The organism is Micromonospora rhizosphaerae, assembly GCF_900091465.1.
GTDB lineage: Bacteria > Actinomycetota > Actinomycetes > Mycobacteriales > Micromonosporaceae > Micromonospora > Micromonospora rhizosphaerae.
The window spans coordinates 4172036-4193719 of sequence record NZ_FMHV01000002.1; the positions used below are offsets into that span (position 1 = coordinate 4172036).

Annotated in this window: 10 protein-coding genes; 6 read left to right on the forward strand and 4 right to left on the reverse strand. The window is 69.2% G+C overall.

From position 1 onward, the window contains the following. Window positions 1-21: 21 nt before the first annotated feature. Together GA0070624_RS19540 and GA0070624_RS19545 are read right to left on the reverse strand one after the other, a co-directional pair. Window positions 22-756 carry a hypothetical protein gene (locus GA0070624_RS19540; protein ID WP_091343127.1) on the reverse strand — a complete coding sequence of 245 codons (735 nt, stop codon included), beginning with the start codon at window positions 754-756 and terminating at the stop codon, window positions 22-24. A 77-nt stretch (window positions 757-833) separates the two neighbouring features. Next, a complete protein-coding gene (locus GA0070624_RS19545; RefSeq protein ID WP_091343129.1) occupies window positions 834-1361 on the reverse strand; it encodes a DUF4352 domain-containing protein in 528 nt (175 codons plus the stop codon). Between the two features lie 99 nt (window positions 1362-1460). Here GA0070624_RS19545 and GA0070624_RS19550 point away from each other — a divergent pair, with 99 nt between their 5' ends. Next, on the forward strand, window positions 1461-3395 hold the full coding sequence (locus GA0070624_RS19550) for an N-6 DNA methylase (protein ID WP_091343132.1): 1935 nt from the start codon (window positions 1461-1463) through the stop codon (window positions 3393-3395). 2 nt (window positions 3396-3397) lie between these two features. Here the strand turns inward: GA0070624_RS19550 and GA0070624_RS19555 are convergent, their stop codons facing one another. Next, window positions 3398-3799 (reverse strand): hypothetical protein, encoded by a 402-nt coding sequence (locus GA0070624_RS19555; RefSeq protein ID WP_091343134.1) that lies wholly within the window; start codon window positions 3797-3799, stop codon window positions 3398-3400. After that, window positions 3796-4107 (reverse strand): hypothetical protein, encoded by a 312-nt coding sequence (locus GA0070624_RS19560; RefSeq protein ID WP_141715094.1) that lies wholly within the window; start codon window positions 4105-4107, stop codon window positions 3796-3798. The genes GA0070624_RS19555 and GA0070624_RS19560 overlap by 4 nt, the downstream gene beginning before the upstream one ends. Before the next feature lie 148 nt (window positions 4108-4255). On the opposite strand from GA0070624_RS19560, the gene GA0070624_RS19565 reads away from it, so the two are divergent. Genes GA0070624_RS19565 through GA0070624_RS19585 form a run of 5 tightly spaced genes read left to right on the forward strand, consistent with a single transcriptional unit; the run spans window position 4256 to window position 21656 of the window. After that, window positions 4256-5335, forward strand: a complete 1080-nt coding sequence (locus GA0070624_RS19565; RefSeq protein WP_245718885.1) for a serine/threonine-protein kinase — start codon at window positions 4256-4258, stop codon at window positions 5333-5335. Between the two features lie 13 nt (window positions 5336-5348). Next, on the forward strand, window positions 5349-8150 hold the full coding sequence (locus GA0070624_RS19570) for an SNF2-related protein (protein WP_091343141.1): 2802 nt from the start codon (window positions 5349-5351) through the stop codon (window positions 8148-8150). After that, window positions 8147-13057, forward strand: a complete 4911-nt coding sequence (locus tag GA0070624_RS19575) for a DNA methyltransferase family protein (RefSeq protein ID WP_091343143.1) — start codon at window positions 8147-8149, stop codon at window positions 13055-13057. The genes GA0070624_RS19570 and GA0070624_RS19575 overlap by 4 nt, the downstream gene beginning before the upstream one ends. Beyond that, window positions 13054-19482, forward strand: a complete 6429-nt coding sequence (locus GA0070624_RS19580) for a DEAD/DEAH box helicase (RefSeq protein WP_091343146.1) — start codon at window positions 13054-13056, stop codon at window positions 19480-19482. The genes GA0070624_RS19575 and GA0070624_RS19580 overlap by 4 nt, the downstream gene beginning before the upstream one ends. Further along, window positions 19482-21656 carry a UvrD-helicase domain-containing protein gene (locus tag GA0070624_RS19585; RefSeq protein ID WP_091343148.1) on the forward strand — a complete coding sequence of 725 codons (2175 nt, stop codon included), beginning with the start codon at window positions 19482-19484 and terminating at the stop codon, window positions 21654-21656. Before GA0070624_RS19580 ends, GA0070624_RS19585 begins: the two co-directional genes overlap by 1 nt. The last annotated feature ends 28 nt before the right edge of the window (window positions 21657-21684 follow it).

A 21684-nucleotide genomic window follows, 5' to 3' on the forward strand; every position in this document is an offset into this window, starting at 1 on the left:
TCTCGCGAGCAGGGGAAAGAGTCAGAGCACCTTGATCAAGTCGACCTTGAGCAACGGCACGGTCGTTTCGCCGCCGATCTGGGTGTCGTAGCTGAACGAGCCGAGCACCGTGACGTTGGCGCGGAAGATGTCGTCCTCGACGAGGTTCGCCAGGTCCGACTCCACGCCGTAGAGCATGGTGTTGGTGTCGTAGTCCCACTCGTCGGCCATCCGCCGGTGGGCGACATCGGCCCGGAACGTGTCGCTGCCGGTCGCCGCGTCGAACTGGGTGACCCTGCCGTACACGACGTAGGTCTTACCGAGGTACGCGTCCGGGTTCTTGGCGATGAGCTTCCACTGCCGGGCGCTCAGCGTCTTGTACGACGGCGGCTTCGGCGGCGGAGTCGTCTTCGTCGGCGACGGCGCCGCGGCGGTCGGGGGCGGGGTGCTGGGCGCGGCGGTGGTCGAGGCGGCGCTGGTGGGACTCGGGGCGGCCGACGTAACGGAGACCGACACCGGCTTGGCGGCATCGTCGTCGCCGAGACCGCCGATGACGGCACCACCACCGAAGGCGATGACGAGGGCGATGCCACCCGCCGCCAGGGCGCGAGCGTTGAAGCGCTTGGCGGCAGCCGCCGGGTCGTCGGGAGCGCCGCTCTCCGACTCATCAGCGGTCGGCGGGGGCGGGGCTTCGGCCGGCGTCGGCGTCGGCTCCGGCGGTATGCCGGCCTGGTCGGCGGGTTGATCGAGCGTCATCGGGGTGGTCGGGTCCGTCATGGCGGTCTCCTCTGTGAACAGGGGTGTGGGGGAAGGGTGGGGCGGGCGGTGGCGCCCGCCCCGGGTCGAGCGGTGGGTCAGGTGAGGGAGACCGTCACGCCGCCGGAGAACGGCGAGTCGTGGAGCTCGAGCTTGGCGAGCTTGACGTTCTTGGGGATGTCGAAGACGACCACGCCGGTGACCTGGTTGCCGGGGTTGATGTCGTTGAGGAACGTCTCGGCGTTCTTGTTGGCGTACATGGCGGCTCCGCCGTCGGCCGAGTACTCGGTGCCGTTGGCGGCGTAGGCCTTCTGGCTGCTGCCGTCGAACATCTGGGCTTCCTTGCCGATGTTCTTGACGTTGATCGTGACCAGGCAGAACTGGCCCTGCGCCTTCGCCCCGAGCATCTCGGTGCCGATCTTGGCGACGCCGCACTTCGACGACTTGACGGTGAATTCGAACTTCCCGTCCCGGGCCGGCTGGCCGATCTTCGCGGTCTTCGGCTTGTCCTCGCCGTTGGCGCCGCCGGCGTCGGCCTTGCTGGTGGCCCCGTCGGTGCTGCCGGCGCCGCAGCCCAGCGCGACGAGACCGGTGGCGAGCAGAGCGAGAGTGGTGGCCTTGCGCATCGTTGTCCTCCTGATGTGAACGTTGCGGCGTCAATGAGAGCAGACGCTGTGAACGCTGTCAACAGGCATGCTGCTTGACAGGTATGACACACTGCGGAAGTGCAGGAAAACCCGAGTGTCACGGCAGCGGAGATCGCCCGGCTCGCGGGAGTGGGCCGCGCCGCGGTGAGCAACTGGCGCAAGCGGTACGCCGACTTCCCCGCCCCGGTGGGCGGCACGGCGGCCAGCCCCGAGTTCGACCTGGTCGAGGTCGAGCAGTGGCTACGCGACCAGGGCAAGCTCCCCGAGCTGTCCCGAGCCGACCACCTCTGGCAGCACCTGACCGCGGCAAAGGAGAGCCCCGCGACGGCGCTCGCCACCGTCGGGGCGTACCTGCTGGCCCGGCAACGCGGCGAGCGACCAGCCCGCAAGCAGCTCGACAAGCAGCTCGTTGGCCTGCTCCCCGAGATCGACGCTCTCGCCGACGAGCTCGGCCTGCAGGGCGCCTTCGACGAGCTCTGGCAGCGCTTCTCCGCACCCGGCCCGGGTCGCCACTTCGCGACTCCGGACGACCTGGCCGATCTGATGGTCGGGATCGCCGGCGTCGGTGGCGGCTCGGTTCTCGACCCGGCCGCCGGCACCGGCGCCACCCTCCGGGCCGCCGTCCGCGCCGGCTGCACTGCGGCATACGGGCAGGAGCTCGACGAGGACCTGGCCAAGCTCGCCGGGCTGTGGCTCGCCCTGCGCGAGGTACCCGGAGAGGTCCGCCCCGGCGACTCACTCCGCGCCGACGCGTTCCCCGGACGGACCGTCGACGCCGTGGTCTGCCACCCACCGTTCGGCGTCACCAACTGGGGTCTCGAGGAGCTTGGCTACGACCCGCGCTGGGAGTACGGGGTGCCGCCGCGTACCGAACCGGAGCTGGCCTGGGTGCAGCACGCGCTGGCCCACCTGCGTCCCGGCGGGCACGCCGTGCTGCTGATGCCGCCCACGGCCGCCGGCCGCCGGGCCGGCCGGCGGATCCGGGCCGAGTTGCTGCGCCGCGGCGCGCTGCGCGCCGTCATCGCGCTTCCGCCCGGGGTGGCCGCGCCGCACGGCGTACCGCTGCACCTGTGGGTGCTGCGGAGGCCTGCGGCCGACGCGCCCGCGCCGGCGCGGGCGCTGCTGGTCGACGCCACCGACGGCGACCTCGCCGAGCTGTACGCGCGGGTGGTGGCCACCTGGCGGGCCTTCGCCGGCGCGCCGGACGCCGACCTCGAGGAGGCCGGCTTCGCCCGCGCGGTTCCGGTGATCGAGCTGCTCGACGAGGAGGTCGACCTCACCCCCGCGCGCCGGCAACCCGCCGTCGGGGTCGAGGCGACCGGAGAGCATCTGGTACGCACCAGAGAGCGGCTCGCCGCCATCGTTGGCGACCTGCCGGCGCTGATGCCGCAGGTCACGCCCGAGCCCGACGGGAAAACTGCGCCACTCACCGTGTCGATCGCCGAGCTGGCGCGCACCGGAGCGCTGCAACTGATCGGGCCGGTCCGGGTCGTTGGCGGCGCCGGCGAGAAGCCGTCAGCGGGAAAGGCCGGCGGGCCGCCGGTGCTCACCGTGCCGGACGTGCTCAACGGCACCGAGGCGTCGGGGCAGGTCGACGAGCGGCTCGGCCAGGAGATCCGGCTCGCCGTCGGGGACGTGGTGGTGCCGATGATCGCCAGGACGCTAACCGCCCGGGTCATCACGTCAGAGGGGGCGCTGCTCGGGCGGAACCTCTACCTGCTGCGGCCGAATCCGGCGGCGCTCGATCCGTGGTTCCTTGCCGGACAACTGCGCACCTCGGCCAATGAGAGGCAGGCGTCGAGCCTGGCGGGCACGCTGCGCTTCGACATCCGGCGGGCGCAGGTACGGCGGCTGCCGCTCGACGAGCAGCGGGCGCACCGGGAGGCGTTCCGGCGGCTGGACGCCTTCGAGTCGGCAATCCGACAGGCGGCGACCCTTGGCGCGGAACTTGTGCAGCTCACCGCCGACGGCCTGGCGCGGGGATCGATCCGGCCCGAGGGGGAGCCGCGGTGAGGTCAGACCTCAAGGATCTCCCAGCCCTCGCCGAGCACCTTGGTGAACTGGTCGGGACGCGACGTGACGACGGCCGACTGGTTGACCAGCGCCACCCAGGCGGCATGTCCGGCCCCCAGCCGTCCGGTGTGCCGGGCCATGCTGCCGATGGTGGGCGCCTCGTCGTCGCGGTCGAGATCGAGGGCGGGCGTCACCGTGTGAACGGCGGGGTTGCGGCGCAGCATCCGCAGCAGTTCGTGCTCGCTCGGGTCGAGCAGGCAGTACGCCTCGATCAGGCAGATCGACGGCAGGGCCACCGTGCGTTCCGCGTCGGCCACCGCGACCAGGACCTCGCCGACCGCCTCCACTCCGTGGGCGTACGCCATCAAGGCGCCCGTGTCGAGCACCCAGTACGGCCGGCTCACGCCGCCGCGCGCCGGTCCAGCTCCGCCCGCACCTCGTCGGCCGGGCGTCCCAGCAGCTCCGCGACCCGTGCGATGGCAGCCTCCCGGGCTTCGGGCGTAACCTGCCGCGCGGCCAGCTTCTGGGCCGCGCCGATCGGGTCGTACGGGAGCTCGCCGTGACCCGCAGCCCGCAGCGCGGCCCTCATGTCGTCGGATATCCGACGGCGGCGCAGCGCCTCGGTGACGTACGCGGAAACCTGGCGGGCAGGGAGAGCGTCCAGCTGCTCGGCCACGTCGTCTGGGACGGAGATCGTCACACGCCGACTCATACACGGGAGCCTAGCGAAGTATGAATTCGCCGACCAGTAGGAATCACCGAACGACCGCTAGCCCCATGATCATGCGACGTTGTACGGTCATGCGTCCGCGAGGCGTGGGGCCGGCGGCGGTCGCATCGGCGCATGTGGGTGTCATCGCGTGGGGGGTCTGATGGCGCTGCAGAAGGTGGGCGGGTACGAGGTGGTCCGGCCGCTCGGCTCGGGCGGCATGGGAACGGTGTACTTCGCGGTCTCGCCTACCGCCGACCGGGTCGCGCTCAAGGTGATCAAGCGGGAGCTGCTCGAGGCGCCGACGATGCGGGAACGGTTCGCCGCCGAGGTGGAGAGCCTGAAGCTGGTGTTCGGATCCCGGGTCGCGCGTCTGGAGGATGCAGACACCACCGGCGACCCCGCCTGGCTGGCCGTCGAGTACGTGCCGGGCGCGACGCTGCGCCAGCACGTCGACGCCAGGGGCCCCCTCTCGCTCTCGATGGCCGCGATGGTCGGGGCGATGCTCGCCGACGGTCTGGCCAAGGTGCACCAGGTCGGCCTCCTGCACCGGGACCTTAAACCGCAGAACATCATCCTCGGCCCGGACGGGCCGAAGCTGATCGACTTCGGCTTGGCGGTGCTGATCGATCGCGATCATTACCTGACTGAAGCCGGTGCGCTCGTCGGTACGCCCGCCTATATGTCGCCGGAGCAGGTCCGGGGCGAGCGGGAACTGACGCCGGCGGTCGACATCTACGGCCTGGCGGCCACGCTGGTCTTCGCGCTCACCGGTCACGGTCTCTACCCGCCGACAAACTCCTGGAACCTCCTGCTGCGGATCACCGAACCGACCGACCTGCCCGACCTCTCCGGCGTTCCGGACGAGCTGGTGCAGTTGCTCGGCGCCATGCTGGCCCATGACCCGACCGCCCGGCCCGGGCTCGACGACGTCCGGGCCCGCTTGCTGGCGGTCGCCTCCGCGAGCAGCGGCAAGACGGCCCTCGACCTGCGCCAGGAGGTCGCCGCCCTCACCTACAACGGTGAGACCGAGTTGCTGGTCCCGCCGGACCTGGTCGATCCGACACAGGACCCAGAGGACCTGCCCGTCGTCGCGGAGGAGAGCACGGCCGAGGTGCCCGAGACGACGCCGACGAAGGTCGACCCCGAGCGGCCCGCCAGCCCCCGCCCCGACGTGACCTGGCTGGTCGACAAGATTCGCCGCCAGTACGCCCGCCGCTCGACCCTGTAGGAAGGCTCCACCCATGACCACCTCCCAGGACGCCACCTTCGCCCCGGGCTCCCGCATCGTCGTGCGAGACGAGGAGTGGCTGGTCCGCAGCGTGAAGACTGGCACCGCGGACGGCACCATGATCAAGGCCGTCGGTGTCTCCGAGTTCGTGCAGGACGTCGAGGCGACCTTCTTCACCGAACTGGAAGACATCACGCCGCTGGTCCCGGAGGAGACAGAACTCGTCCTGGACACCTCCTCGCGGTTCCGGCAGAGCCGGCTCTTCCTGGAGGCCGTACTTCGGCGTACCCCGCTGCCCCGCACCGAGCGCGGCCTGGCCCTGGCCGACCGGTTCCTGCTCGACCCGCTGACCTACCAGCAGCGCCCGGTCGAGCTGGCCCTCTCCGGCCTGCGGCCTCGGATCCTGCTCGCCGACGTGGTCGGTCTCGGTAAGACCCTGGAGATCGGGCTGATCCTCGCCGAGCTGATCCGCCGGGGCCGGGGCGACCGCATCCTGGTCGTCTCCCCGCAGCAGGTGCTGGAGCAGTTCCAGCGGGAACTCTGGACCCGGTTCGCGATCCCGCTGGTGCGGCTCGACTCGACCGGCATCCAGCGCATCCAGCAGGAAATCCCCGCCGGGCGGAACCCGTTCACCTACTTCAAGCGGGCCATCATCTCCGTCGACACCCTCAAGGACGCCGGCCAGTTCGGCCACCACCTCGACGCGACCACCTGGGATGTCGTCGTCATCGACGAGTCGCACAACCTCATCAACAAGGGCACCCAGCGCAACGAGCTGGCCCGCCGGCTCGCCGCCAAGACCGACGCGCTGCTGCTGGCCAGCGCCACCCCGCACAACGGCAACCGGGAGTCCTTCGCCCAGCTGATCTCGCTGCTCGACCCGGCGGCCATCGCCAACGAGAAGGACTACGAGGCCAAGGACATCGCCCACCTCTACCTGCGGCGCACGAAGATCAGTCCGGAGGTACGCGACCAGATCGGCGACCGCTGGGCCGACCGCGGCCCGTCCCAGGCAGTGCACTGCCCGGCCGGCCGGATCGAGGAGCAGATCTTCGACGAGTTGACCGACGTGTGGCTCGCGGGCAAGTGGAGCGACGAGGCGATCACGGGCCAGCACCGGCTCTTCCCGTACACGCTGTTGAAGTCCTTCCTCTCCTCCCACCGCGCCCTGCACGTGACGGTGGAGAACCGGCGCAACAAGGCCACCGGCGCCGAGCGGGCGGCACTGGACCGGCTCGCAGAGCTGACCTCCGCGATGACCGACCGTGACTCCAGCAAGTTGCAGAAGCTGGTTGAGGAGCTGAAGAAGATCGGCGTCGGCAAGGGCAGCGACACCCGGGCGGTGGTCTTCTCCGAGCGGGTGCCGACCATCAAATGGCTCGCCGACGTCGTCCCCGGAATGCTCGGCCTCAAGCCGAACGCCGTGCGGGTGTTGCATGGCGTCGTGCCGGACCTTGAGGAGCAGAGAATCCTGCAGGAGTTCGAGCTGGCGGGCAGCGAGGTACGGTTGCTCTTCACCGGCGACGTCGCCTCCGAGGGCGTCAACCTGCATCAGCAGTGCCACCACCTGATCCACTACGACATCCCGTGGAGCCTAATCCGGATCGAGCAGCGCAACGGCCGCATCGACCGCTACGGGCAGAAGCATCAGCCCCAGTTCCGCGCGCTCATCCTCACCTCCGACCGCGAGGACGCGAAGGACGATCGTACGGTCTCCGAGAAGCTCCTAAACCGTGAGGCGGTCGCCCATCGCAGCCTCGGCAGCGTGGAGGCCGCGACCGGTCTCTACGACGCCAAGGCCGAGGAGGACCGGCTCGTCCGCGACCTGCTCAACGGCAAGTCGGTGGACGAGTCCTACGAGACCGCGCACGCCGAGATCGACGTGATGGCCGATCTCTTCGGCGACGTCGGCACCGCCCCCGTCGCGGCGGAAGTCGCCCAGGCCCGAGTGCCGAAGCTCTTCACCTCCACTGAAGATTTCGTCGACGCTGCCCTGTACGAGATCTACGAGGACCGGCCCGAGGACCACATCGATCTGCGCCGCGAGGACGAACTGCTGACCTTCCTCGCCCCCGACGACCTGGTGCACCGGCTCACGGACCTGCCCCGCTCCTACCTGCGCGCGCACCGCGAGGGCGAGGACCTGCGACTCAAGGTCACCTTCGACCGCAAACTCGCCCAGCGCAAACTCGACCAGGCCCGGCAGAGCAAGACCCCGATGTGGCCGGAGATCGCCTTCCTCAGCGACGTGCACCCGATGGTCGACTGGCTGGTCGACAAGGTGCTCATCCGCCTCGGCCGCCAGCAGGCCCCCGTGCTCACCGCCGACGTGGCCGCTCCGACCTACCTGATCCAGGGCGTCTACGCCAACCGCCTCGGCCAGCCGACCGTGGTGCAGTGGATGGCCGTCTCCGGCCTGCCCGCGTCGCCGGAGATCCGGCCCATGGACGAGGTGCTCCGCGAGGCCAACGTGGGCCCGTCGATGGTCAACCGCGCCGAGACTGTCCCGCTCGAACCGCTCACCCGGATCCTGCCGCAGGCCGTCGAGGTCGCCCGACAGTATCTGGAGGGCAAACGCGACGAGTGGGCGCAGGCCAACGCCGAGCCGCTGGAGAAGTACCGCGCGCAGCTCGACCACTACCAGCAGGCCAGCCTCTTCGACGAGCTGCCCGGCGCGCACCGAGAGAGGCGCCGCCAGCGAGTGCAGGCCACCGTCCAGGAGCAGCACGACCTGCTCGACCGCTTGGAAACCGTCGGCGAACCGATGCTGCGGGTGCTCGCCGTCCTCGTACCGTCCCCGGAGAGTGCAGGATGAGTTTCGAGTCGCTGACCAACCGCGGCGAATACCTCTCCGCCCACTACCTCGCCGAGATCCTGCCCACCACCCTCAAGGGCGGCCTGCTCAAGCAGTGGTCGGAGGACGAGAAGGCCGGCCGAGTCACCCCGCGCGCCGGGCTGCGTGGCATGCGCCGGCCCTACTTCGACGCCAAGACCGAGCTGGCCGACGACGAGTTCTTCGACGCGGAGCGGCTGCGTAAGCTGCACCAGGAGCTGCTAGGGGCGCTCGGGTTCGAGCCGCAGCCGCAGACCATCACCGTCGAGCGGGCCGGCCAGGAGCACGAGATCAAGGTGGCCCACGCCGAGCTGACCACCACGCACGGCCTCGTCGCGCTTGACTGCGGCTGGGCCGTCGACACCGAGGCCGCCCAGGACCCGGACGACGCCGGCCGGTTGCTCGACCCGGTCACCCTGGCCGCCAACGAGACCATCGAGACTGGCGCCAAGCTCGCCTCCTGGCTCTTCGCCGCCGAGAACCCGCCCCGCTACGTGCTCATGCTTCTCGGCGGCGTGATCACCCTCGCCGACCGCAGCGCCTGGGGCGAGGGCCGCTACCTCGCCGTCAGCCTTGACACCGCGTACGCCCGCAACGACGACAAGGAGTACGACGTCGTCGCCGCCCTCTTCGGCGCCGACTCGCTGCGCCCGCCAGCGGAGGGCGGCACCGAACCCCTCGCCGACCTGGTCGCCGGCTCCCGCCAGCACGCCGTCGGCGTCTCCAGCGAACTCCGCGAGGGCCTGAAGGTCTCCGTCGAACTCATCGCCAACGAGGTCCTCGACCGCATCCGGCAGGATGGCTACCAGCCGCAGCAGGTGATGGATCTCGACGAGCTGGCCAAGGAACTGGGCCGGGAGGCCCTGCGCTACCTCTATCGCATCCTCTTCCTGCTCTACGCCGAGGCCCGCCCCGAACTGGGTGTGCTCCCGGTCAACGACCGCGAGTACGTCGAGGGCTACAGCCTCGCCCGCATCGGCGATCTCGTGTCCCGCCGGCTCGCTCCCTCCGCCGAGGGTGGTTTCCACCTGTACGAGTCGCTCGACCTGCTCTTCCGCATGGTCAACGAGGGCCACCGGCCGCGCGGCGGCGCGGAGGTCGACGTCAAGGCCAGCGAGGGCGAGGGCCTGCGCTTCGAACCGATGAAGTCGGACCTGTTCCTGCCGGAGAAGACCAAGTTCATCGGTCAGTTCATCCCCAGACCCGACAGCGACGACCCGGACGCCCTCGACGCGCCGACCATCGACACCCGGCTGCGCAACAAGGTCCTCTACCAGGTGCTGCGCCGGCTGATGCTCACCAAGGGCGCCAAGAAACGCCGCGGAGGCTTCATCTCGTACGCCCAGCTCGGCATCAACCAGCTCGGCGCGGTCTACGAGGGCCTGATGTCGTACACCGGCTTCGTCGCCACCGAGCAGCTCTACGAGGTCGCCAAGAACGGCGACCCCAAGGACGGCTCGTGGATGATCCCGGCGTCCAAGGCCGACGAGTACGACGACGGAGTCTTCGTCTACAAGGAGGACCCGTACACGGGCGTGCGTAGCCGGGTCAGCTACGCCCCCGGCGCGTTCGTCTACCGGCTCGCCGGCCGGGACCGGCAGACCAGCGCCTCCTACTACACCCCGCAGTCGCTGACCGAGGTCACCGTTCAGCTCGCCCTGAAGTACCGCCTCGACCAGGACGGCACGGTCACGCCCGCTCGAGAGTTGCTGGACTGGACGATCTGCGAGCCGGCGCTAGGCTCCGGCGCCTTCCTCAACGAAGCGATCAACCAGGTCGCCGCCGAATACCTGCGCCGCCGCCAGAAGGAACTCGACGTCACCCTCGACCCCGAGCAGTACCACCTGGAACTCCAGCGGGTGAAGGCGTTCATCGCCCTGCATAACTGCTACGGCGTCGATCTCAACCGCACCGCCGTCGAGCTGGCCGAGGTGTCGCTCTGGCTCAACGTCATGCACGCCGGCCTCCAGGCGCCCTGGTTCGGCCTGCACCTGCAGCGCGGCAACTCGCTTATCGGCTGCGGGCGCAAGCTCTACGACCCGAAGCAGCTCGCCGACAAGTCGTGGCTTACCACCGCACCGGCGGAGAAGCCGTTCCGGGACGGGCCGATCGACGAGGGCACCATCCACCACTTCCTGCTCCCCGCCGATGGGTGGGGCGCGGTCGCGGGGGAGAAGGAGGCCCGCGAGCTGGCGCCGGAGGAGACCGCCAAGCTCAAGGCATGGCGTACGGCGATGAAGCGGGTGCCGTCGGCCAAGGGGAAGAACTCGCAGGTCAAGCGGTTGCAGGCGCTCGGGCGGCGGGTCGAATTCCTGTGGGGCCTGGTGCTGCAGCGGCTCGCCATCTCTGAGCGGGAGATCCGGCGGGACATCAAGGTCTGGGGCGCCGACGACCTGCCGCCGGTGACCGAAGCGGTGCCCCGGGAGAAGATCCTCGCCGACCTGACCGCACCCGGCACGCCGTATTGGCGACTCAAGACGCTGATGGACGTCTGGTGCGCGCTGTGGTTCTGGCCGCTCGACAAGGTCGGCCTGCTCGACGGCTCCGACCCGGCATACCCGGCCGCGCCCGTACAGGTGTCGCACGTGAAGGAGGTGCCAGCGTACGAGGACCAGGTGGTCTACGAGGCCCCGGATATCTTCGGCAACGTGCAGCCGCAGCAGATGAAGCTGACGACCAAGCCGACCGGCACCCGGCGGATGACCGTGGCGGAACAGCTCCGCCAGCAGGTGCCGCTGACCAACCTCGACGACTGGCTCACCTTCGCCGAAGCGCTCATCGGCCGGAGCGACCCGGACGAGAACACCGAGAGGTTCTACGGCCGGAAGCTCACGAGCCTCAGCGAAATGAGCGACTTCGAGAAGAAGCTCGACGGCGTCATCGGCGTCGACGCCCCCTGGACCCTCTCCGACCGCTTCCCCTGGCTCCTCGCCGCCGACCAGATCGCCGACCAGCAGGGCTTCTTCCACTGGGAACTAACTTTCGCCCCAGCCTTCGCCAAGGGTGGCTTTGACCTCCAAGTGGGCAACCCGCCGTGGGTGCGACCTCGGTGGATGGAAGACATCGTGCTTGCTGAGCACGATCCTTGGTTTCGGCTGATCGAAAAAACGCCAGCTGAGGTGTGGCACGCTCGCAGGAACGCCCTGGTTGGATTGGGTGTTGTCCGATCTCAGTATGTCGGCGAACTCGCCGTCAACATTGGCATGGCCGCGTTCCTAGGTCACGTGACTGTTTACCCATTGCTGGTAGGGACGCAGCCCGACCTCTACAGGGCCTTCATGTGTCAGGTATGGGCTCACCTTGGTATCAATGGAACTGCTGGCCTCATCCACCCGGATACTCACTTCGGGGGAGCTAAGGAGGGGCAACTCCGCGCGGCCGCATATCGGCACCTTCGACTTCACGGCGGGTTTGTTAACGGGGCAAACTGGGCTTTCGCTGATGCTAGCCGGGACCTTGAATTTGGGCTCCACATCTACGGAAAAGACGCATCTCCCAGCTTCTTGCATTTGAGTAAGCTCTATGCGGCCTCTCCGCTAGTTGATTCTTTGACGCACGACGGTTCCGGCGGAGTTCCCGGACAAAAGTTCAACGGCGTTTGGGACGTCAGGCCGCACCGTTCGCGGGTGGTCGAGGTGAACGCCGATGTGTTGGACCAATGGCGACAGTTGCGGGGCGAGACCTCGCCGGTGGCGCAAACCGCACTCCTGCACCCTATTAGTACCGGGGAGAACGGTGCTATCGCAGCTATTGCAAAGTATTCACGGCGACTAGGGGATGCGCCGCGAATTAGCCGCGGCTACGACGAGGCGAGCGCCAAGAAGTCTGGTCTGATTGTCTGGGAGCAGTCTCGGCCGACTGAAGTGGCTTCCCTCGTCATTCAGGGGCCACACCTTGGTATCGCACACCCCTTCTTTAAGCAACCGCGAGTACCGTGCCGTAGCCAGGGAGACTGGGATGCCTTGGACCCGCAGAGCATCGCCCAGGATTTCAAGCCGTTGACGAATTATGTGCTTGGTCCGGAAGAGGCGCTCACACGTGCAGGTCAGGACATGTGGGGTGGTCAGCGCTATACCGGGCGGTACCGGCTTGCTTGGCGCGCCATGATCAATCCAAAGAGCAGTGAGCGATCTCTCTTCGCGGCGCTCATTCCTCCCGGACCAGCGCATGTTCTTACTGTGTTTTCCCTGGCTCTACCTACGGACGAAGAAACAGCATTGTCGAGTGGGTTTTGGGCGTCGTTGCCCTTGGATTATCTACTGAGAATTACGGGTCGGACTCATCTCGTGACGGGCGAAGCAAGAGCGATGCCGGCTCCTCTGCTGGGCCACCCCTTGGGTGCGCCATTGCTTTTCAGGACCCTGCGTTTGAACTGCTTGACCGATGACTACAGAAGTCTTTGGGCGAAGCTTTTCGAGTCCGGATGGGAAGCCGAGAACTGGGCGGCTGATTGGCAGAGCGTGAAACCGCTGGCGAGCGTGAACGAAGAATGGAGTTGGGACACTCCGCTTCGGACCGAGCACGAGCGGCGAGCGGCCTTGGTTGAGATCGATTCACTTGTGGCGGTGTGGCTAGGGATCGGCGTCGAGGAGCTAATTGCTGTCCTGCGGTCCCGCTATCCAATTGTCGTGGACCGAGAAAGGCAAATGTGGTTCGACTCTCGGGGTCGAAAAATTGCGGGTGACCCCTACGCCTTTGGATTCGGACAAACCAAGGAGCACTACGATCAGTTGATAGCGTACCTAGACGATCCTGATCGGAATCCGGTTCCTGATGGCTACGCCACCCCATTCTATAAGGCGGATCGGGAGAACGAGTATCGGCAGGCGCACGCCGTGTTTAGCAAGCGGCTTCAGGACGCCATCGACGCGGGTTGGCAGCCGTCATGAGACCAACCATCGCCGCCGACACCCTGCGCCGCACCCTGACCCAGTACCTGACGACCACCTTCGGCCTGACCGAGGAGGGCGTACGCCAGGGCCTGGAGGGCTTCCTCTCCCACCCGGAGCAGGGCATCTTCCGCGGGCCGTACCTGCGGATCCGCACCCCCTTCCGTTCGGCGGACGGGGACTGGCGCGCGTGCTTGGACTGGGCCCCAGCCGACTTCACCCCCTACCTGCACCAGGCGAAGGCGTTCGTCCGGCTGTCGACCAAGGGCAAGGTGGCCGAGCCGACCCTGATCACCACCGGCACCGGCTCCGGCAAGACCGAGTCGTTCCTGATTCCGGTGCTCGACCACTGCCGGCGGCAGCGGCAGCAGGGGAAGACCGGCATCAAGGCGATCCTGCTCTACCCGATGAACGCCCTGGCGACCGACCAAACGCAGCGCATCAACGAGCTGCTGTCCGACCCGGCGCTCAGCGCCGTCACCGCCGGTCTCTACATCGGCGACGTCGCGGCCATCGAGTACCAGCACGTGATGACGAAGCGGTCGGAGATGCGGCGCACCCCGCCGGACATCCTGATCACCAACTACAAGATGCTGGACCTGTTGCTCCAGCGCGCGGACGACCTCCCGCTTTGGGCGGGGGCCGAGCCGGCGTACGTGGTGCTGGACGAGTTCCACACCTACGACGGTGCGCAGGGCACGGACGTGGCGATGCTGCTGCGCCGGCTCGCCGCCGCGCTCGGTCTCGACGGGCCGGACCGACCGTTGGGCCCGATCTGCCCGGTCGCCACCTCCGCCACCCTCGGCGAGGGCGGTGGCCGGGACGGCCGTACGGCCATCCGTGAGGTCGCCGAGCAGGTCTTCGGCGTCGCCTTCGGCGCCGAGTCGTTGGTGGGGGAGGACCGCTACGAGCCGGGCGAGTTCATGGCTCGCCAGGACTTCAGCCTGCCGCTGCCCAGCCCCGAGCAGCTCGCCGCCGTCGACGACCGGAACCCCGAGCGGATGATGGCCGAGGTTGCGGAGCTGGTGGTCGGCGAGCCCTGCCTCGACAACCCGGCACGCCTCGGTGAGCTGCTGCGCCAGCACCCGCTGACCAAGGCGGTGCTCGACTCGCTGCAGGCGCGGCCGTGCACCCTCGACGAGATCATCGACGTGCTGCCCAGGAAGAACGCCACGGGCTGGGGCAGCGCCATGAAGACCCGCCCCGAGGTCACCGCGAGGGCCCTCGCCCGATTCGTCGGCCTGCTCTCGATGGCGCAGAACCCGCAGGCACCGGGCCGCCCGCTGCTCAACATCGAGACCCACCTGTGGGTACGAGCCGTGTCCCGCTTGCTGCGCGGCACCTCCAACCAGCCCGCCTTCGGCTGGTACGGCGAACCGCCCCGCGAGCTCGACCCGTACGCGCCCGATGCCGACGTCGTGGTTGCCGACAACCGCTACCCGCGCCTGCCCGCCATCTACTGCCGGCACTGCGGCCGCTCCGGTTGGATGGCCCTGTCGCCGGAGAAGGACCCGCAGGAGCTGGAGACCGACCCGGACAAGATCTACCGGGCCAGCGTCGGCCGGGACAAGCGCCGGGTCCGCGCGCTGATCGCCGCGACCGACGACGAGATCCGGCAGCGCACCGGCGGCCTGCTAGTCCTGAGGTACGGCCGGCGGGTGCGCCCCTTCGACGAGCAGCGGGACCGGGAGCCGAGCGACGACGCGATCGTCGTGCTCGGCGACATCCTCGGCATCGACGCGGCCGAGAAGGACCGCTGCCCGTCCTGCCAGATGGATCACGGCATCCGCTTCCTCGGCGCCGGCCTGGCCACCCTCGCCTCGGTGGCGGTCACCCAGCTCTTCACCGGCGGCGAGCTGGACGAGCGCGAGAAGAAGACGCTGCTCTTCAACGACTCGGTGCAGGACGCGGCGCACCGCGCCGGCTTCGTCGCCAACCGGTCGTACGCCTTCTCCCTGCGCTCCCTGCTCGCCAGCCGGCTGCAACCGGGGCAGCCGGTCGGGCTGGACGACCTCTTCGCCGAGATGATCGAGGCGGCGGCGCGGCCGGAGATCCTCTCCACCGTCGTCCCGCCGGACCTGCACGACCAGCCGGGGGTCGACAGCCTGCTCGCCGGGGAACACACCGGCAGCCGGGAGACCTGGTCGCTGATCAGCGAGCGGCTCGTCTTCGCCACCGTGATGGAGACTGGGCTGCGCTCCCGGCAGGGCCGCACCCTGGAGCTGACCCGCAGCGTCGCCGTCGAGGTCGCGCTCGACGACCCCGCGAAAGCCGCCGCGATCTGTCGAGACGTGCACCTCACCGGCCCCGCGCAGCTCGGCGGCACGCCGCCGGACGACGTCCGCTACCTGGCCTTCCTCCGCGGCCTGCTGGAGCGGCTGCGGACCCGGGGTGCGGTCTACCACGAGTGGCTGGTGCCGTACCTGAAACGGGGCGGCACCCGGTGGCAGGTCTGGGGTGGTCGCCCGGCCGGCATGCCGGCCTTTCCGAAGGGTGTGTCTGCGCCCGCGTTCCTGCTTGCGACACCGAAGTCCCGCTCCGAGTTCGACGCGATCACCGCGCGCGGCAACTGGTACCAGGACTGGACCTCGCGGTGCCTCGGCCTCGACCTCGGTGACGCCGCCAGCTACCTCACCCGGCTGCTGCCGGCCCTGGCCGCCGCCGACATCGTCGCCGCCGGCGACACCGAGGACGGCAACACGGTGTACGGGCTGATGCCCGGCCATTTGCGGGTCACCCGGCTCGACGACACGGCCGCCGTGCAGGCCGGCGTGGGCTGCGACACCTGCCACTGGCAGCAGACCGAGCACCCCGACCGGGTCGCCGACTGGATCGGCCAGCCGTGCCGGCAGTACCGCTGCCGCGGCCGGCTCCAGGCCGCCTACGACGGCACCGCACCCGACGACTACTACCGGCGGCTCTACCTGGAGAGCCCCGTCTTCCGGGTGGTGACCGGCGAACACACCGGCATGCTTACCCGCGCCCAGCGGGAGACCGTGGAGAAGGAGTTCCGCGAAGGCCAGCGGTACACCGACCCGAACGTGCTCTCCTGCACGCCCACCCTGGAAATGGGCATCGACATCGGGGCGCTCTCCGCGGTCGTGCTGGCGTCCCTGCCGCACGGACCGGCCAACTACGTGCAGCGGGCCGGCCGGGCCGGCCGTAAGAGCGGCAACGCCCTCGTGCTCACCCTGATCGGGCGCAGCGAGCGGGACCGCTACTACCTGACCGAGCCGAGGGACATGATCGCCGGGCAGATCGTGCCACCCGGCTGCTTCCTGTCCGCCGTGGAGATCCTGCGCCGGCAGTACCTGGCGCACCTGATCGACCTGGCCGCGCGCGGCCGGCTGCCCGGGGTGCTGCCGATGCCCCGGCGGGCGCACGTCCTCTTCGGGCCCAGCGGTTGGCTCACCAACCTCGCCGAAGCCGGCCGCCGAGACGGTGCCCGGCTGGTGGAGGAGTTCCTGGCGCTGTTCGGCGACAAGGTCCTGCGCGCCCCCGCCGACCAGCTCCGGGAGTTCGCGGTGGGCGGCATCCTGCACCGGGTGAAGGAGGCCGACGAGACCTGGGAGGAACGGTTGGCCGATCTGCGGCGCCGGCTCCAGGAGATCGCCACGGCCCGCGGCACCCTGGTGCCCAGCGACCCGGACCACGCCCGCGAGATCAGGATGCTCAAGGCGGAGGAAGCCGCAGTCCGGCGCCGCCTACGCGAGGTCAGCGCCGCCGCCGCGCACGGCACCATGGTCGAGTTCGGGCTGCTGCCGAACTACGCACTCACCGACAGCCGCACCGACCTCGAAGCCACCCTGACCTGGGAGGAGCAGACCGACGACGACCGCCGGTTCCACAGCGAACTGCGCGAGTACGCCCGCCCCGCCCGTCAGGCCCTCGTCGAGATCGCCCCTGGCAACAGCTACTACATCCGCGGCTACAAGCACGAGATCTCCGGCCTCGACGTCGGCCCGGCCGACCGGCCCGCGCACGAGCAGTGGCGGGTCTGCGCCCAGTGCGGGTACGTGCGCACCCACCTGGCCAAGGAGGACACCAGTCCGTGCCCGCGCTGCGGGGACCGGGGCATCGCCGATCACGGTCGACTGTTCCGGGTGCTCCAGCCGACCCGCGTCTACAGCCGGGACAAGCGCGACGACGCCCGCATCCGGGATGACAGCGACGACCGGGACCGCCGCTTCTACGCCACCACCGTCGCAGTCGACATCGACCCCGCCAAGGTCGCTTCGTCGTGGCGGCACGCGCACGACACCTTCGGCGTCGACTACAGCCGGCACGCCATGATCCGCCACTTCAACCTCGGCGCCCAGCGATACGACCGGGCCGCCGAGCTCTTCGCCGGCGACGAGGTGCGGATCAACCGGTTCCACACCTGCACCTCCTGCGGTGGCACCACCTTGGACGGTCTGCCGGCGGCGAGCCAGGAACTCGCTGCGCAGGCCTCTGGTGCGACCGTCGTGCAGGGCGCGGAGCACCACCGGCCCTGGTGTCCGTACCGGCGCTCGCCGGCGGCGCCGGAGGCTCACGTGGACCTGGTCCTGGCCCACGAGCTGGAGACCGAGGCGCTGCGCATCCTCATTCCGGCGGCGACCGCGATGGTGCAGGAGCGACTGCTGTCCTTCGCCGCCGCGATCAAGCTCGGCATCTCGGCCCAGTACGGCGGCGAGCCGGCCCATTTGCAGGCCGTATCCGCCACCATGCCGGATGGGCAGAGCGACGGAACCCGCAACTTCGTGGTCGTCTACGACACCCAACCGCAGGGCACCGGCTACCTTCACCGCCTGGCGAGGCCGGAGGAGTTCCGCGCGGTGCTGGAGTTGGCCCGGCAGCGCATCGCCGACTGCGACTGCCGGCACGAGGCGAAGCCAGTGTGCCACCGCTGCCTGCTGCGCTACGCCCGCAACGAGCACTTCGCGCTGATGAGCCGAGACGAGGCGCTGGGCATGCTCGACAAGCTTCTCGACAGCTGGGGTGTCGAGGAGGGCACCCGTACCGATGAAATTTCGCTGATCCAGCAGGTGGAGAGCGAACTGGAGCTGCAGTTCCTGACCAAGCTGCTCGCCCTCGGCGAGACGCCGGGCTCCGGACTGCGCATCGACCGACGCCGGGACCACGACGGCGCCCGCATCGCCGACCTGCGATTCATCCGCGACGGCGGGCAGAGCGTCACGCACTGGCAGATGAAGTTGCAGAACACGGTCAAGGGCACCCGGCCCGACGTGCACTTCAAGCGCCTCGACGCACCCTCTCCTGAGGTGGCCGTCTACCTCGACGGCTTCAAATACCACGCCTCGCCCCAGTACAACCGGCTCGCCGACGACGCCGAGAAGCGGGCCCGGCTGCGCGCCCACGGCTACCTGGTCTTCGCCGCCACCTGGGATGACGTCAAGACCTGGGGGAGCGCCGAGGGGCAGGGGCGCTGGATGCCGTACGGCGGGGTCTGCAAGCAGGCGGCCCGGGAGAACTATCGGAAGTTCCTCCCGGGCGCGGATCCGGACGAACTCGAGGAGACCATCTGGACCAACCCGGTCGAGCAGCTGATGCGCTTCCTTGCCGACCCTGATCTCGTGCGATGGCAGCGTCGAGCGGAAGCGACCCTGGCAGGGATGCTCAAGCAGGCCCGCGACAACAGCCCCACCGACTCCGCCGGCGTCGGTGAACGGCTGCTCGCCTCGCTGCGCGGCGAATCGCTGCCCGCGCCCTCCCTGCAACGCCACATCATCGTCGGCCGCGCTCGCGACAACGCGGATTGCGCAGTGACGGTGGTTGTCGACGGCCGCAGCAAGCCGCTGCCGACATGGTCGGCGCTCACCGTCGTCGACGATCTGCCGGCCGCGGTGGCCGGCGACGGACACAAGGAACGCTGGGTCGCTTGGCTCGCCTGGGGCAACGTCATCCAGTTCCTCGCTAACGGCGGCGGGGACGCTGGCCAGCTTGCGGTCTCCACCTTGGACACCTTCGATCCCGCGTCGATGGCGGTCACCGAAGGCACCGGACTTGTACTGGCCCAGCGCGCACTGCCGCTCGACGAGGAAACCGCCACCTGGCTCGGCGTCGCGCGACAGCCGGTGCCAGCCGAGCCGGAGCCCGTCGACGACGAGTCGCCCTGGCACGAGGTCCTGCAATACATGGATCGCGACGAGAACACGCTGGAGCTCCTCGTACAGCAGCTCGCGCGGCAGAACCTGCCCGCACCGATCGTCGGCTACGAGCTGGGCGACCAGGCGTGGCCCGCCGAGCTCGCCTGGCCCGACCGGCGGATCGCGATCGTGCTCACCGGCCCGGCCGGCGACCCGGAGACGGAAGACCGTGACCGGGCGTACGCCGCAGCGGGCTGGCACGCGCGGACGGCGCGGGACTGGTCGCTTGAAGAGTTGGCAGCACAGCTCACGGGGACGAGTGGGGGAGAGAGCTGATGAGCACCGGAGCCACCCTGCGGATGCTGGACCGCGCCGACAAGGAGGTTATGAAGCTCACCCGCGCCGACATCGGGGCGGTCTACGAGTTCATGCACAAGTTCCGGCACAACCCGGAGAACCCGGGGCTCAACCTAAAGTCGCTCAACGGCGACTCCCGGCTGATGTCCGCCCGGGTCAACCGCGACTACCGGGCGCTGCTCCTGCACATCGCCGACCGGGACTATCTGCTCGTCGCCGTCAAGCACCGGGGCGAGGTGTACGACGACCTGTCCCGGTACGCGTACCGGATCAACCGGATCACCGGTGGCATCGAAGTAGTCGACCTGGCACCCGTAGGCGACAGCATCGTCGGCCGGGTCGTACCGCCGGACGCCGAGCCGGCGCCCGCGCAAAAGCCGCTCTTCGACGCGTACACCGACGCCCAGCTTCTGGAACTGGGTGTCTCCGAGCCGCTGCTGCCGCAGATCCGGGAACTCACCACCGAGGCCGAGCTGCTGGAGCTGCTCGACCGGGCGCCGCAGCTCACCACCGACGTGCTCTTCGCGCTCTTCGACGGCACCCCCTACGACGAGGTACTCAAGCAGGTCACCGACCCGGTGCGCGCCAACGAGCCGGTCGACCCGGAGGACTTCGAAGCGGCGGTGGAACGCCCCGCCACACAGGTCACCTCGGACGACGAGGCGCTGCAGGCGATCATCGGCGAGGCCTTCGAGCGGTGGCAGATCTTCCTGCACCCCACTCAGCGGAAGCTGGTCGAGAAGAAGTACAACGGCCCTGCCCGGGTCGGCGGCGGTCCCGGCACCGGCAAGACGATCGTCGCGCTGCATCGGGTCGCGCACCTCGCCCGGCAGCTGCCGCCCGGCACGGACAAACCCATCCTGCTCACCACCTTCAACCGCAACCTCGCCGCCGACCTGCGGACCCGGCTGCTGGCACTCGGCGGCCAGGACCTGGTAGCCCGCGTCGACATCGTCAACATCGACCGCCTGGCCAGCCGGGTGGTGACCGAGGCAAAGGCAGGCGGGAGCCGTCGCGTCGTCGACGACAACCGGGTCCCCGAGCTGTGGAGCGAGTTCCTCCTCGAGACCGGCGAGTCCGGCTGGGACGCGGAGTTCCTCGCCGCCGAGTGGACTCAGGTGATCCTCGGTCAGGTGCTCAACTCCCGGACTGAGTACTTCAAGGCACGTCGGCCCAACCGAGGCCGCAGCCTGACCCGCGTCGAGCGGGACCAGATCTGGCAGCTGACCGAGCGCTTCACAACCTGGCTCGAAGGTCGCGGTGTCTGGACCTGGCGTCAGGTGGCGCAGCGGGCAGCGCGCCTGGAGATGGACCGCGCTGCGGCCAACGGCCCCGGCGAGTCTTCGGGCGGCCACTACCGTCCCCGCTACCGACACGTGGTTGTGGACGAAGCGCAGGACCTGAGCGCCGCGCACTGGAAGATGCTGCGCGCCATGGTCGCTCCGGGTCAGGACGACATGTTCCTCACCGGCGACACCCACCAGCGCATCTACGACAATCACGTGACGCTGAGCAGCCTCGGCATCAACATCCGCGGCCGGTCGTCGCGGCTGACCCTGAGCTACCGCACCACCCGGCAGATCCTGGCCGACGCGTTGCAAATCATGACCGGCGAGGTCTACGACGACCTGGACGGCGGCGAGGAAGACTTGGCCGGCTACCGATCCCTGCTGCGAGGCGGCCGGCCGACGTTCCGAGGCGCGGCAACCTGGGCCCAGGAGCGGGATCTGGTTGTCGACCAGTTGAACAGTTGGGGAAACCCGACGGACGGCTCGGTCGCGATCTGCGTACCGACAAAGGAATTGGCCGGCGACGTGATCGCCCGGCTCGAGGCGGAGGGCCTGGCGGTCGTGGAGATCGGCCCGGACGGGCCGAAGCAGCCGGACGGCATCCACGTCGGGACGATGCACCGGTTCAAAGGCCTGGAGTACCAGCGGATGATCATCGCCGGCGTGTCCGACGGACTCGTGCCGCGGCAGATGATCAACCGGTACCGCGACAGCGACCCCAAGCGCTACCAGCGCGAGCGTCAGCGGGACCGATCGCTGCTTTTCGTCGCCGCGACCCGGCCCCGAGACGAGCTGGCGGTGTTCTGGCACGGGACGCCCAGCCCCTTCCTCACGAGCCGGCTCGTGCAGCGACAGCTAACGTGAGTGCCGACCCCTGCCTGGGCGGGGGTAG